This is a genomic window from Sphingomonas endophytica, from assembly GCF_014199415.1.
In the GTDB taxonomy this organism is placed as follows: domain Bacteria; phylum Pseudomonadota; class Alphaproteobacteria; order Sphingomonadales; family Sphingomonadaceae; genus Sphingomonas; species Sphingomonas endophytica.
Genome location: NZ_JACIJN010000003.1, coordinates 108,922 through 122,181, shown reverse-complemented (window position 1 = coordinate 122,181; position 13,260 = coordinate 108,922). Strand labels below are relative to the sequence as shown.

Genomic DNA, 13,260 nt, shown 5'->3' with positions numbered 1-13,260 from the left:
GCCGGGTCCGCAACCGCAAAGCTGGTGCCCCAGGAATGCGGCGCGCGCAACCGCGTGCGAGGCGTGTTGCAAGATCGGGGCGCCGGGTGGTAGCGGCGGCGGCATGTCCGTTGACACCGCAACCGTCAGGCGCATCGCCGGCCTCGCCCGCATCGCCATCACCGACGACGAAGCCGCCCGGCTCGCGCCCGAACTCGGCAACATCCTCGACTGGATCGAGCAACTCGGCGAGGTCGACACCGCCGGGGTCGAGCCGATGACCGCCGTCATCCCCAACCACCTGCGGCTGCGCGACGATGTCGTCACCGACGGCGGGGTCCGCGACAAGGTGCTGGCGAACGCGCCGCAGGCCGAACATGGCTTCTTCACTGTGCCCAAGGTGATCGAATAATGACCGCACTCACCGATCTGGGCATCGCCGCGATCCGCAATGGCGTCCGCGACGGCGACTTTTCCGCGCGCGAAGTGGCCGAGGCGTTCAACGCCGCGGTGGCCGCCGCCAAGCCGCTCAATGCCTTTCTCGTCGAAACCCCCGACCACGCGCTCGCCGCCGCCGATGCCGCCGATCAGGCGCGCGCCGCGGGCGAGACGCTCAGGCCGATGGCGGGCGTGCCGATCGGGATGAAGGACCTGTTCTGCACCAAGGGCGTGCCGACCACCGCGGCCAGCCACATCCTCGAAGGCTTCACGCCCGAATATGAATCGACGGTGTCGCAGAACCTGTGGAATGCCGGCGCGGGGATGCTCGGCAAGCTGAACCTCGATCAGTTCGCGATGGGCTCGTCGAACGAGACCAGCTATTTCGGCAACGTCATCAGCCCGTGGCGGCGCAACGACGGCGGCAACGCCCCGCTCGCGCCGGGCGGCTCGTCGGGCGGCTCGTCCTCGGCGGTTGCGGCGCGCATCGCGCCGGGCGCGACGGGCACCGACACCGGCGGCTCGATCCGCCAGCCGGCGGCGTTCGTCGGCATCTCGGGGATCAAGCCGACCTATGGCCGCTGCTCGCGCTGGGGGACGATCGCCTTCGCCTCGTCGCTTGATCAGGCCGGGCCGATGGCGCGCGATGTCCGCGACTGCGCGATCATGCTGGAGGCGATGGCCGGGTTTGACGCGAAGGACGCGACCTCGCTCGACCTGCCGGTGCCGAACTGGGAGGGGCAGCTCAACGCCTCGCTCGCCGGCAAGCGCGTCGGCATCCCGAAGGAGTATCGCGTCGACGGCATGCCCGCCGAGATCGAGGCGCTCTGGCAGCAGGGGATCGCGTGGCTGAAGGATGCCGGCGCCGAGATCGTCGACGTCTCGTTGCCGCACACCCGCTACGCGCTGCCGGCTTACTACATCATTGCACCGGCGGAGGCGTCGTCGAACCTCGCGCGCTATGATGGGGTCCGTTACGGCCTCCGCGATCTCCCCGACGGGGCTAATTTGCAGGAGATGTACGCACGGACGCGCGCCAAAGGCTTCGGTGACGAGGTCAAGCGCCGCATCCTGATCGGCACCTACGTCCTCTCCGCCGGCTTCTACGACGCCTATTACACGCAGGCGCAGAAGGTCCGCACGCTGATCGCCCGCGATTTCGAGCGCGCCTGGGAGGTCTGCGACGTGCTCCTGACCCCGACCGCACCCTCGGCGGCGTTCGCGCTCGGCGAGAAGTCGGCCGATCCTTTGGCTATGTATCTCAACGACGTATTCACCGTCCCCTCCAGCCTCGCCGGCCTGCCTGCGATGAGCGTGCCGGGCGGCGTCGACGCGTCGGGGCTGCCGCTCGGGCTGCAGGTGATCGGCAAGCCGCTCGACGAACAGGGCGTTCTCAACGCCGCGCTGGCGATCGAGGAACGCGCCGGCTTCACGGCGCGACCGGCTAAGTGGTGGTAAGAAAGACGAATCATGGCTGACGCATCCACCCCGTTCCGCATCAAGGGCGCCACCGGCGATTGGGAGGTCGTGATCGGCCTTGAAGTCCATGCGCAGGTGACGTCGAACGCCAAATTGTTCTCGGGCGCGGCCACCACCTTCGGTGCCGAGCCGAACACGCAGGTGTCGCTGGTCGACGCCGCAATGCCCGGCATGCTCCCGGTCCCGAATCGCGAGTGCATCCGTCAGGCGGTCCGCACCGGCATGGCGATCGACGCGCAGATCAACAAATGGTCGCGGTTCGATCGCAAGAATTATTTCTACGCCGATCTGCCGCAGGGCTATCAGATCAGCCAGCTTTATCATCCGCTGGTCGGTGAGGGCGCGATCGAGATCGAGGTCGGCGACGACACCAAGACGATCGGTGTCGAGCGCATCCACGTCGAGCAGGACGCCGGCAAGCTGATGCACGACCAGCATCCGACGCGCTCCTACGTCGACCTCAACCGCTCGGGCGTCGCGCTGATGGAGATCGTCAGCCGCCCCGACATGCGCTCGCCCGCCGAGGCCGGGGCGTATCTGACCAAGCTGCGCTCGATCCTGCGCTATGTCGGGTCGTGCGACGGCAATATGGATCAGGGTTCGATGCGCGCCGACGTCAACGTCTCGGTGCGCAAGCCCGGCGAGGAATTCGGCACCCGCACCGAAACCAAGAACGTCAATTCGATCCGTTTCGTCATGCAGGCGATCGAGCATGAGGCGGCGCGGCAGGTTGACGTGCTGGAGGCCGGCGGCACGATCGTGCAGGAAACGCGGCTGTTCAATCCCGACAGCGGCACAACGCGCTCGATGCGCTCGAAGGAAGACGCGCACGATTACCGCTACTTCCCCGATCCCGATCTGCTCCCGCTCGAACTCGACGAGGCGTTCCTCGACGAATGCCGCGCCAGCCTGCCCGAGCTGCCCGACGTCAAGCGTGCGCGCTACGAGGGGCTGGGGATCACGCCGTACAATGCGCAGGTGCTGACCGCCGAGGTCGAGAGCGCGCGCTGGTTCGACGCGCTGCTCGACGCGGGCGCCAAGCCGGCGGCGGCGGCCAATTGGGTGACCAGCGAACTGTTCGGCGCGCTCAATCGCCTCGGGAAATCGATCGGCGAGAGCCCGGTCACGCCCGGTCAGGCGGCCGAGCTGCTCGCGCTGGTCGCCGACGGTACGTTGTCGGGCAGCCTCGCCAAGCAGGTGTTCGAGGCGATGCTGGAAACCGGCGACGCGCCGGGCAAGATCGTCGAGGAGCGCGGTCTGAAACAGACCAGCGACACCGGCGCGATCGAGGCGGTGATCGCCGAGGTGCTCGCCAAGAACCCCGGTCAGCTGGAGCAGTATCGCGGCGGCAAGGTCGCGCTGTTCGGCTTCTTCGTCGGGCAGACGATGAAGGCGATGGGCGGCAAGGCCAATCCGGCCGTCGTCAACGACCTGCTGAAGAAGGCGCTGGGGTAAACGACCCAATGCAGGATGCGCCCGCTTGCTCCGGCGGGAGTAGCAGCTAAGTTCCTCCTTGTCGTCGTTCGACGGCAAGGGGGGAATTTAGATGAGATTACTAATCGCTACGCTGCTGGCGTGCGCGCTGCCGAGCGCTGCCTCGGCCGAAACCCTGAGCAACGCCACGATCGTCACGCTGGTCAAGGCCGGGTTGGGCGACGAGGCGGTGATCGCAAAGATCAAGGCGACGCCCGGCCAGTTCGATCTGTCGACCGATCAGATTATCGCCTTGAAACAGCAGGGAGTTCCGTCGGGGGTGATTGCGGCGATGCTGGCGACCGCCAGTGCGACGGCGGCGCCGGCCGCCTCGATCGATTCACCCGACTGGAGGGTGCCGCATCCGGCAGGAATTTACTTGTTGAAGGGAGAGGGCGCGGCCGCCGCAATGGCGAGGATCGACCCGACGACCGCGAATCAGGCGAAGACCGGCGGTATGCTCGGCTATATGATGACCGGCGGCCTTGCCTCCATCAAGATGAAGTCGGTCATCCCCAACGCACATGCGCGTATTCATGGAACGGCGGCGCGCCCGGAATTCTATTTCTACTTCGATGAGGCGAACAGCAGCCTGTCGCACGGCGCCAACACCGGGTCGTTCATCGCCGGACCGGCGGTAACGATCACGTCGCCGAATGAATTCAGCCTCATCCGCTTCGACGTAAAGGCGGACCGGCGTGAAGCGCGCGTCGGCAGCTTCAACATCGCCGGCTCGAAGACGGGCATCATGGACAAGGATCGCATCGCGTTCAGCTATGACCGCGTCGCGCCCGGCGTCTTCCGGGTACGCCCCGACGCCGATCTGACGCCGGGCGAATACGGTTTCCTTTACTCGATGTCGGCTGGTTCAGGTTCTGGGCTCTATGCCGGCGGTGTGATGAGCGCCCGCGTCTATGACTTTGCCATAGGCGGCTGAGTCAGGCGGACAGCACCGGCGGCGCCACAAAATCTATTGCTGCGTCAGGTCCTGGTTCTTCACTTCGCCGCCGGTGCCGCTGTTGCCGTCGAACTCGCCGGTATCGGTGAAACGGGCCGGCTCCTCGCCGCCTTCGCCGCGCGCCACCGCGTCGCTGCGCGCCTCGACCGCCTGCTGGATGTCGGGGCGCTCGTCGTCGCGGTTCGGGATCGGATCGATCGTCTTCTCGGTCATGGCCTCAGCTTCCTCAAATGCTCGGATTGGTCGGGGGCGTGCCGGCCGGATTACCGGGCGCGGGGACGTCGATGTCCGGACCGGGCGGGGTGATTTCGGGCGGCGGGGTGTCCGGCGTGCCCGGCTGCGTGGGCTGCGGCACGTCCGCGGGAAGATCTCCGGGATTGGTCGCCATGGCATTTTTCTCCTTCGCACCCTCAACGCGTAGTCGAAGCGCGGGTTGCCCGCTTGCCCCATCGCGCGCGTCGGTATAGATGCCGCCGACCGGCGGTGTCCGACTAGCGGGCGTGGCGGAACTGGTAGACGCGCCAGATTTAGGTTCTGGTATCGCAAGATGTGGGGGTTCGATTCCCTTCGCCCGCACCAGTCCCCGCGCCAGCGGGGTTGGCCACCACTAACGAAATTCTTCTGACGAAAGCGGCCAATGCAGACTGTCGAGACGCTGAACGAGGGCCTGAAGCGCGCCTTCACCCTGACGATCCCCGCCGGCGACATCGCCAAGCGGGTCGATGCCGAGCTGAAGCGCGTTGCGCCGCAGATCAAGATGCCGGGCTTCCGTCCGGGCAAGGTGCCGACCAATCTGGTCAAGAAGATGCACGGCCCTGCGATCGAGCAGGACGCGCTGAACACCTCGATCCAGGAAGGCATCCAGGCGCTGATCGCCGAGAAGCAGCTTCGCCCCGCGATGCAGCCGACCGTCGAGCTGGCCGAGGGCTATGAGTCGGGTAAGGACGCCGAGCTGAAGGTCGAGCTGGAAGTGCTCCCGCAGGTGCCGGCGCCCGCCATTGAGGGCCTGAAGCTCGAGCGGCTGACCGTGCCGGTCGACGAATCGGCGATCGACGAGCAGCTCAAGCGCTTCGCCGACGGTGCCAAGCGTTGGGAAGACGCCGGCGACAAGGCCGCCGAGACCGGCGATCAGGTCGTCATGGATTTCGTCGGCAAGACGCTGGACGGCGTGGCGTTCGACGGTGGCACCGGGACCGACATGGCGGTCGAGATCGGCGCGGGTCGTCTGATCCCCGGCTTCGAGGAGCAGGTCATCGGCGCGAAGGCCGGCGAGGAGCGCCAGATCAAGGTCACCTTCCCCGAGGATTACGGCGCGAAGGAACTGGCCGGCCAGGACGCGACCTTCGTCCTGACGATCAAGTCGGTGAAGACCGCGGGCGAGAGCCAGATCGACGACGAGATGGCCAAGAGCCTCGGGCTGGAAAGCCTCGAGCAGCTGCGCGGGCTGGTGAAGGGCCAGTTCGAGCAGGAGAACAACGGCCTGACGCGCACCTATATGAAGCGCAAGTTGCTCGACCAGCTGGCAGAGGGGCATGACTTCGACGTGCCGCCGTCAATGGTCGAGGCCGAGTTCAACCAGATCTGGCAGCAGCTCCAGCACGAAGCGACGCACGAGCCCGATCCGCAGGCCGCGCTCGACGAGATGGAGAAGGAGCGCGACGATTACCGCAAGATCGCCGAGCGCCGCGTTCGTCTCGGCCTGCTGCTGAGCGAGATCGGTCAGGCCAACGGCGTCGAGGTAACGCAGCAGGAAATGCAGCGGCTGCTGATGCAGGCGGCGCAGCAATACGGTCCCGAGGATCGTCAGCGCTTCATGCAATACGTCCAGCAGGACCCGATGGCCGCCGCGCAGCTCCGCGCCCCGCTGTACGAGGACAAGGTCGTCGACCTCCTGTTCGACAAGGCCGAGATCACCGAGCGCGAGACGACCAAGGAAGAGCTGGAAGCCGCAATCGAGAGCGAGGACGGTTTCGCGACCGGCACGCACAGCCACGATCACGACAATCACAAGCCGACGCAGGCCCGCGGCAAGAAGAAGGCCGAGGCTGCGGACGAGGGCGAGGCGTCCGAGGCGAAGTCCGCCAAGAAGGCTGCCGCCAAGAAGCCGGTCGCCAAGGGCGAGGACGCCGGTGCGGTGATCGAGCCGGCTGCCGACGCCGACGCCGAAGCGGCGCCCGCCAAGAAGCCGCGTGCCAAGAAGGCGGCTGCGCCGGTCGAGACGGAAACCCAGGTGACGGAATCGTCGCCGGAGGCAGCCGAAGCTGCCGAGGGGGCGCAGGCGGCCGACGCCGCACCGGCCAAGAAGCCGCGCGCCAAGAAGACCCAGTAAGCGCGGTTCGCATGGCGCCCGGCGGCGGTGATGCTGCCGGGCGCCATGCGCCCCCGACTGTCCCATTGTCGCACATGAAGGCGGATGACGCCCCTCTTTCCGGCTGTTAGACGCGGCCGTTCAGGGGCGTTGGCAAAGGGGGCCTGCGATGGACATGGCGTTGGGCGGCGAAAACGAGCGGCGGGACACCGCCGCGCGGAACGGTCGCACTCGCTTGCTCGACCTCCTCCGTCATCTCGTCTGCGTGCTCGCATTGATGTGGACGGGGCTCGTCAACGGCCAGCCGTTCTTCTTTCCGGACAGCACCAATTACATTCGTGCCGCCGATCTGGCGGTGCATCTCGCCTCGGGCCGGACGCTGTCGACCGCGTGGACCGCGCGTTATGCCGAGCAACTGCCCGCCGGTCCGCCGGCCGCGCGCGCACCCTTGCCCGACCGTCCCGCCACCGCCGAAGCCGATCACCGCACCAGCGCCAACGACCTGAAGAGCGGGCTCGTCATGAGCGGCCGCTCGCCGTACATCGGCGCGCTGATCTACGCCGGCTGGGTGCTGGGCTGGTTCTGGCCGTTCGTGCTGCTTCAGGCGGTGATCGCCTATCTGCTCATCATCATGGTGCTGCGGCGCTTCGACGTGGCGACTCCGCGCCTCGTGACGCTGGTGACGCTGGTCCTGGCGCTCACCACCAGCCTGCCGACCTACAACAGCATGTTGCTCGCGGACGGCTTTGCGTCGTTCGGGATGCTGGCGGTGGCGCTGCTCGCGCTGCCGGGGCGATTGTCGCGCTGGCAGATCGCGTTCCTCGTCGCGGTCATGGTGATGTCGGCGATCGCCCATCTCACGCATCTGACCATGTTGATCGGCATGACCGGCACGCTGGTGCTGTTGCGGTTGCTCGGCTGGCTGCGACCGCCGCCGCGCGCCTGGTGTGCCGCGATCGGGACGATCGTCGTGGCGGTGCTGGCGCTGCAGGCGACCACCTTCGCCACGCGCATGGCGATCGGACGCGCGCCGCAATTGCTGCCGCTGCTCACCTCGCGTTTCTACGCCGACGGGCCCGGGCAGAAGTTCATCGAGGCCGGCTGCGAGGGCAATCGTTTCGAGGCCTGCCGCATTCCCATGGGCAAGCCGTACAACAACGCCGCATGGCTGTTCTCGGTCGAGCCGCAATATGGCGCCTATATGCTCGCCTCGCCCGAGCAGCGCCGGATCATGGGCGAGGAGGATGTCGCCTTCGCCATGGCGGTGCTGCGCGCCTATCCGGTCGAGCAGGTCACCGCCTCGGCGCGCAACACGCTCCAGCAATTGCTGTGGATCGACTATGACGCGCTCAATCAGGGTTGCGGCACTGTGCCGACCTGCTGGGAGAGCCTGCCGCCGTCGGTGCGCGCGCGCTTCATGCGCACTCCGTCGGGCCGCAACGCTTGGCCGCGCGACCTGATGAACGCGATCCTCTACGCCGCGGTGATCGCCTCGCTGCTCGCGCTGGCCGTGACGCTGCCGATGCTCGCACGTCGCGACCGCACGGCGTTCGTGCAGATGCGCAACCTGCTGGTCATCACCGGGGTCGGGATGCTGGTCTGCTGCTTCTTCGGCGGCGCGGTCGCCGATCCGCAATATCGTTATCAGGGCCGGCTGATCTGGCTGCCGGTGTTCTTCGCGCTGGTGGCGGTGCTGCGCACGCGGCAGGCGCGGTCGATGGAGGACGTGCTGCGGTGAAGTCGACGTCGCGGGTCGCGGTGCTGTTGCCCTGCTATAACGAAGAAGCCGCGATCGCGCAGACCGTGGCGTCGTTCCGCGCCGCGCTGCCCGAGGCGACGATCTACGTCTACGACAACAACAGCCGCGATCGGACCTGCGAGCGCGCCGCGGCGGCGGGCGCGATCGTCCGTACCGAGCGGATCCAGGGCAAGGGCGCGGTCGTCCGTCGCATGTTCGCCGACGTCGATGCCGATGTCTATGTGATGGCCGACGGCGACGCGACCTATGACGCCAGCGCCGCGCCCGCCCTGGTCGCGCGAATGCTCGACGAGCAGCTCGACATGGTGGTCGGCTGCCGCGTCGGCGAGGCGGCGGCTGCCTATCGCCGCGGGCACCGGCTCGGCAACGCGCTGCTGACGGGCATGCTGACCCGGCTGTTCGGGCGCAGCTTCACCGACATCCTGACCGGCTATCGCGTCTTTTCGCGTCGCTTCGTCAAGAGCTTCCCGGTGCTGTCGGTCGGCTTCGAGATCGAGACCGAAATCAGTGTCCACGCGCTCGAACTCAAGATGCCGGTCGGCGAGGTCGAGACGCCCTATTTCGCGCGCCCGGAAGGGTCGGTGTCGAAGCTGAGCACCTATCGCGACGGCTGGCGAATCCTCGGCACGATCGCGACCCTCTACCGGATCGAACGGCCCTTGTGGTTCTTCGGCGGGATCGGCGGGCTGCTTGCGGTGCTGGCGGTGATCCTCGCGGCACCTCTGGTCGTCACCTACATGCACACGGGGCTGGTCCCGCGCTTCCCGACCGCGATCCTGACCACCGGGCTCATCATCCTGGCGGCGCTTTGCTTTTTCGCCGGGCTGATCCTCGACACGGTGGTGCGCGGGCGGCGCGAGGTGCGGCGGCTCGCCTATCTGCAACTGCCGGCGCCGAGACGGGTAAGCGAAGGGGCTTGAACCGTTTCGCGGAAGCACCGATGTTGCGGCTCTTCCTAAGCGAAAAGAGAGTTTCCATGCACAATCCGTTCGACACCGGCGATTTCGCGGGCAAGCTGGCGAGCGCCGGGCTCGGGCTGCATCAGACCCAGGCCGGGCTGGTGCCGATCGTGATCGAGCAGTCGAACCGCGGCGAGCGCTCGTTCGACATCTTCTCGCGGTTGCTGCGTGAGCGGATCGTGTTCGTGACCGGCGGGGTCGAGGACGGCATGGCCAGCCTCATCACCGCGCAGCTGCTGTTCCTCGAGTCGGAAAATCCGAAGAAGGACATCTACATGTACATCAACTCGCCGGGCGGTGTCGTCACGGCGGGCATGGCGATCCATGACACGATGCAATATATCCGCCCGCGCGTCGGCACGGTCTGCATCGGTCAGGCCGCGTCGATGGGCAGCTTCCTGCTCGCCAGTGGTGAGCCGGGGATGCGCGTCGCGCTGACCAACAGCCGCATCATGATCCACCAGCCGTCAGGCGGGGCGCAGGGCATGGCCGCGGACATCGAGATCCAGGCGCGCGAGATCCTGCGGATGCGCCATTTCCTCAACACGCTCTATGCCAAGTACACCGGCAAGCCGCTCGAGGAGATCGAGCGCGCGATGGACCGCGACAAGTTCATGAGCGCCGAGGAGGCGAAGGAATTCGGTTTGATCGATCAGGTGTTCGACAAGCGCCCGCAGCCGGCCGAGGACGCGGCGGCGGCGTGATCCGGGGCAGCGGCGCGCGCGACCGGCGCGCGTCGATACCAATTGCTTACCCTGACTTGCTATAACCGGTTCGCGACGAACCGCGCCGGGCTCGCCCTTGAAGCCCGTCGCGGTACGTTCGATATAGGACGTTGCGCCGGCGCGAAGCGGGACCTTCGCGCCGCGCGGCGGCCAACGACGCTTTGTACGTTGTTGCTTAAGGAGCGGTGCGTTAGCCTGCGCCGCGCACAGAGCGGGTCGACGATCCGCGACGAAGGATGGACTGAATGACGAAACTTAGTGGCGGCGATAGCAAGAGCACCCTCTACTGCTCGTTCTGCGGCAAGTCGCAGCACGAAGTGCGCAAGCTGATCGCCGGACCCACCGTCTTCATCTGTGACGAATGCGTCGAGCTGTGCAACGACATCATTCGCGAGGAGACGAAGTCCGCGCTGGTCGCCAAGAAGGACGGCGGGGTGCCGACGCCGCAGGAAATCTGCGATGTGCTCGACGATTACGTCATCGGGCAGAAGCAGGCCAAGCGCGTGCTGTCGGTGGCGGTCCACAATCACTACAAGCGGCTGAACCACGGTGCCAAGGGTGCCGATGTCGAGCTGGCCAAGAGCAACATCCTGCTCGTCGGTCCTACCGGCTGCGGCAAGACGCTGCTGGCGCAGACGCTCGCGCGCATCCTCGACGTGCCGTTCACGATGGCCGATGCCACGACGCTGACCGAGGCCGGCTATGTCGGTGAAGATGTCGAGAACATCATCCTCAAGCTGCTCCAGGCGTCGGATTACAACGTCGAGCGCGCGCAGCGCGGCATCGTCTATATCGACGAGATCGACAAGATCAGCCGCAAGGCCGAGAACCCGTCGATCACCCGCGACGTGTCGGGCGAGGGCGTCCAGCAGGCGCTGCTCAAGCTGATGGAAGGCACCACCGCCAGCGTGCCGCCGCAGGGCGGGCGCAAGCATCCGCAGCAGGAGTTCCTGCAGGTCGACACGACGAACATCCTGTTCATCTGCGGCGGCGCCTTCTCGGGGCTCGAGAAGATCATCGGCGATCGCTTGCAGGGCAAGTCGATCGGCTTCGGCGCCTATGTCGCGACTCCGGAAGAACGCCGCACCGGCGAGGTGCTGCGCCAGACCGAGCCGGAGGATCTGCTCAAGTTCGGGCTGATCCCCGAGTTCGTCGGCCGTCTGCCGGTGATCGCGACGTTGGAGGATCTCGATATCCCGGCGCTGGTCAAGATCCTCGCCGAGCCGAAGAACGCGCTGGTGAAACAGTATCAGAAGCTGTTCGAGATGGAGGAGGTCAAGCTCGGCTTCACCGACGATGCGCTGACCACGGTCGCCAAGAAGGCGATCGAGCGGAAGACCGGTGCGCGCGGGTTGCGTTCGATCCTCGAGGCGATCCTGCTCGACACGATGTTCGACCTGCCGGGGATGGACTCGGTCGACGAGGTGATGATCGACAAGGACGTGGTCGAGGGCCGCAAGGACCCGGTCCGCGTCTATGCCGAGAAGAGCAAGAAGGCCGGCGAGGTCGCCTGATCTTAAGGCGCGGGGCGAAGGGAGCTGGGCTCCCTTCGCCCCGTCGTTCCGGGCTTGACCCGGGACCCCGCTTCTTCTGCTGCCAGTGCGCCGCTCGACCGAGTGGTGCGCGCTGTCTAGATCATGATGACGTCTGGTCGAATGAGCCGACCGTCATTGCGAGCGTAGCGAGGCAATCCACGGCGTCCTGATCCGGCTCTGGATTGCTTCGCTACGCTCGCAATGACTGACGATTTGGCGTTATCACACCCTAGCCCCTACCGCATGGCGACGTGTTCCGGCCTCCACCGTGCGGTGACCGCCACACCCGTCGACTATGTGTAGCCGTGGACCCCGGAACAAGTCAGGGGTGACGAAGTGCTCGAAGGTTTGGTCGAGCTTTGTCGTAGATCGCTGCCACCCGCGATGGCCTGCCCCCATTGCAGACTGTCCCAGATCGTTTCACCCGCGGATCATGTCCGCGCCTCATGCATTGGTCGGGAGAAGGGAGCCCACCGATCGCATGACCCTCGAAGACGACGCCCTGCCGCCCGCCGATGTGCGCCGCTCGCTGCTCCACCGGCTCGACCTGCCGTTGTGGACACTGGCGATGCCGCCGCTCGGACTGCTGACCGTGCTGCTGTCGCTCTACAAATTTGGTGCGGCCGGGACGATCGGTGCGACGGTCGTGCTGTTCGGCTGCGTGCTCGCCGCGGTCCACCACGCCGAGGTGGTCGCACACCGCGTCGGCGAGCCGTTCGGCACGCTCGTGCTCGCGATCGCGGTGACCGTCATCGAGGTGTCGCTGATCGTCTCGCTGATGCTTTCCGACGCCGGCGACGCGTCGGCGCTGGCGCGCGATACCGTGTTCGCGGCGATCATGATCATCCTCAACGGCATCATCGGGCTGTGCCTGCTGGTCGGCGGGCTGCAACATGGCGAACAGCGCTTTACCTTGCGCGGGGTCAGTGCCGCGCTCTGCACGCTGGCCGCGCTGGCGGTGCTGACCTTGGTGCTCCCCAATTATACGCTCACCACGCCGGGACCCTATTATGCCACCTCGCAACTGGTGCTGGTCGCGGTGGTCAGCCTGTTCCTCTACGGCGTCTTCGTGATGGTGCAGACCTTGCGCCACCGCGAATATTTTCTTCCCGAACAGGGCGACGAAGACGGCCATGCCGCGATGCCGAGTCGCGCGACCACCGCGGTCGCCTTCGGCACGTTGCTGGTCGCGCTGGTCGCGGTGGTGCTGCTCGCCAAGGCGCTGTCGCAGACCGTCGAGGAAGCGGTGCTCGGCGCGGGGCTGCCGCTGGCCGTGGTCGGCGTTGTGATCGCGGCGTTGGTGCTCGCCCCCGAGAGCCTCGCCGCCTATCGCGCCGCGGCGCGCAACCGCATCCAGACCAGCCTCAACCTCGCGCTCGGCTCGGCACTGGCGACGATCGGGCTGACGATCCCGGCGGTCGCGATCGTCAGCCTCGTGCTTGATCTGCCGCTCGCGCTCGGGCTCAGCGCGATGAAGATCATCCTGCTCGCGCTGTCGCTGTTCATCGCGACGATCTCGCTCGGCACGGGGCGGACCACCGTGCTGCAAGGCGCGGTGCATCTGGTGATCTTCGCCGTCTATCTGTTCACCACGGTGGTGCCCTGACTCGTCATTGCGTCGCTACGCTCGCAATGACGAGCCCTCAA

Annotated in this window: 12 protein-coding genes and 1 tRNA gene; 11 read left to right on the top strand and 2 right to left on the bottom strand. The window is 66.6% G+C overall.

All coding sequences use genetic code 11. The features are described 5' to 3' along the window. Nucleotides 1-103: 103 nt before the first annotated feature. The 4 genes from gatC (at nt 104) to FHS97_RS05855 (ending at nt 4,306) form a co-directional block, all read left to right on the top strand. Nucleotides 104-391, top strand: coding sequence for an Asp-tRNA(Asn)/Glu-tRNA(Gln) amidotransferase subunit GatC (gene gatC, locus FHS97_RS05870; protein WP_184034463.1), 288 nt, complete (start codon nt 104-106; stop codon nt 389-391). After that, complete coding sequence (gene gatA / locus FHS97_RS05865) at nt 391-1,875, top strand: Asp-tRNA(Asn)/Glu-tRNA(Gln) amidotransferase subunit GatA (protein ID WP_184034460.1); 1,485 nt, start codon at nt 391-393, stop codon at nt 1,873-1,875. The genes gatC and gatA overlap by 1 nt, the downstream gene beginning before the upstream one ends. 12 nt (nt 1,876-1,887) lie before the next feature. Further along, nucleotides 1,888-3,351 (top strand): Asp-tRNA(Asn)/Glu-tRNA(Gln) amidotransferase subunit GatB, encoded by a 1,464-nt coding sequence (gene gatB / locus FHS97_RS05860; RefSeq protein WP_184034457.1) that lies wholly within the window; start codon nt 1,888-1,890, stop codon nt 3,349-3,351. Between the two features lie 193 nt (nt 3,352-3,544). After that, nucleotides 3,545-4,306 carry a hypothetical protein gene (locus tag FHS97_RS05855; protein ID WP_184034454.1) on the top strand — a complete coding sequence of 254 codons (762 nt, stop codon included), beginning with the start codon at nt 3,545-3,547 and terminating at the stop codon, nt 4,304-4,306. A gap of 33 nt (nt 4,307-4,339) precedes the next feature. On the opposite strand, the gene FHS97_RS05850 is transcribed toward FHS97_RS05855, so the two are convergent. Beyond that, nucleotides 4,340-4,540, bottom strand: a complete 201-nt coding sequence (locus FHS97_RS05850; protein WP_184034451.1) for a hypothetical protein — start codon at nt 4,538-4,540, stop codon at nt 4,340-4,342. Between the two features lie 13 nt (nt 4,541-4,553). Next, nucleotides 4,554-4,715 carry a hypothetical protein gene (locus FHS97_RS05845; protein ID WP_184034448.1) on the bottom strand — a complete coding sequence of 54 codons (162 nt, stop codon included), beginning with the start codon at nt 4,713-4,715 and terminating at the stop codon, nt 4,554-4,556. A 106-nt stretch (nt 4,716-4,821) separates the two neighbouring features. Here FHS97_RS05845 and FHS97_RS05840 point away from each other — a divergent pair. From FHS97_RS05840 to FHS97_RS05810, 7 genes are all read left to right on the top strand, one after another. After that, nucleotides 4,822-4,906 (top strand) — tRNA-Leu (locus FHS97_RS05840). Between the two features lie 58 nt (nt 4,907-4,964). Continuing rightward, a complete protein-coding gene (gene tig, locus FHS97_RS05835) occupies nt 4,965-6,656 on the top strand; it encodes a trigger factor (RefSeq protein ID WP_184034446.1) in 1,692 nt (563 codons plus the stop codon). A gap of 148 nt (nt 6,657-6,804) precedes the next feature. Then, nucleotides 6,805-8,373, top strand: a complete 1,569-nt coding sequence (locus tag FHS97_RS05830) for a hypothetical protein (protein WP_184034444.1) — start codon at nt 6,805-6,807, stop codon at nt 8,371-8,373. Next, nucleotides 8,370-9,314 (top strand): glycosyltransferase, encoded by a 945-nt coding sequence (locus tag FHS97_RS05825; protein WP_184034442.1) that lies wholly within the window; start codon nt 8,370-8,372, stop codon nt 9,312-9,314. Before FHS97_RS05830 ends, FHS97_RS05825 begins: the two co-directional genes overlap by 4 nt. A 56-nt stretch (nt 9,315-9,370) precedes the next feature. Further along, entirely contained in the window at nt 9,371-10,057 is a 687-nt protein-coding gene (gene clpP, locus FHS97_RS05820; RefSeq protein ID WP_246346497.1) for an ATP-dependent Clp endopeptidase proteolytic subunit ClpP, read from the top strand. A gap of 266 nt (nt 10,058-10,323) precedes the next feature. Further along, nucleotides 10,324-11,592 (top strand): ATP-dependent Clp protease ATP-binding subunit ClpX, encoded by a 1,269-nt coding sequence (clpX, locus tag FHS97_RS05815; RefSeq protein ID WP_159758985.1) that lies wholly within the window; start codon nt 10,324-10,326, stop codon nt 11,590-11,592. Nucleotides 11,593-12,094: 502 nt separating this feature from the next. Further along, the gene (locus FHS97_RS05810) at nt 12,095-13,219 is read left to right on the top strand and encodes a calcium:cation antiporter (protein WP_184034440.1); all 1,125 of its coding nucleotides are present in this window, start codon (nt 12,095-12,097) and stop codon (nt 13,217-13,219) included. The last annotated feature ends 41 nt before the right edge of the window (nt 13,220-13,260 follow it).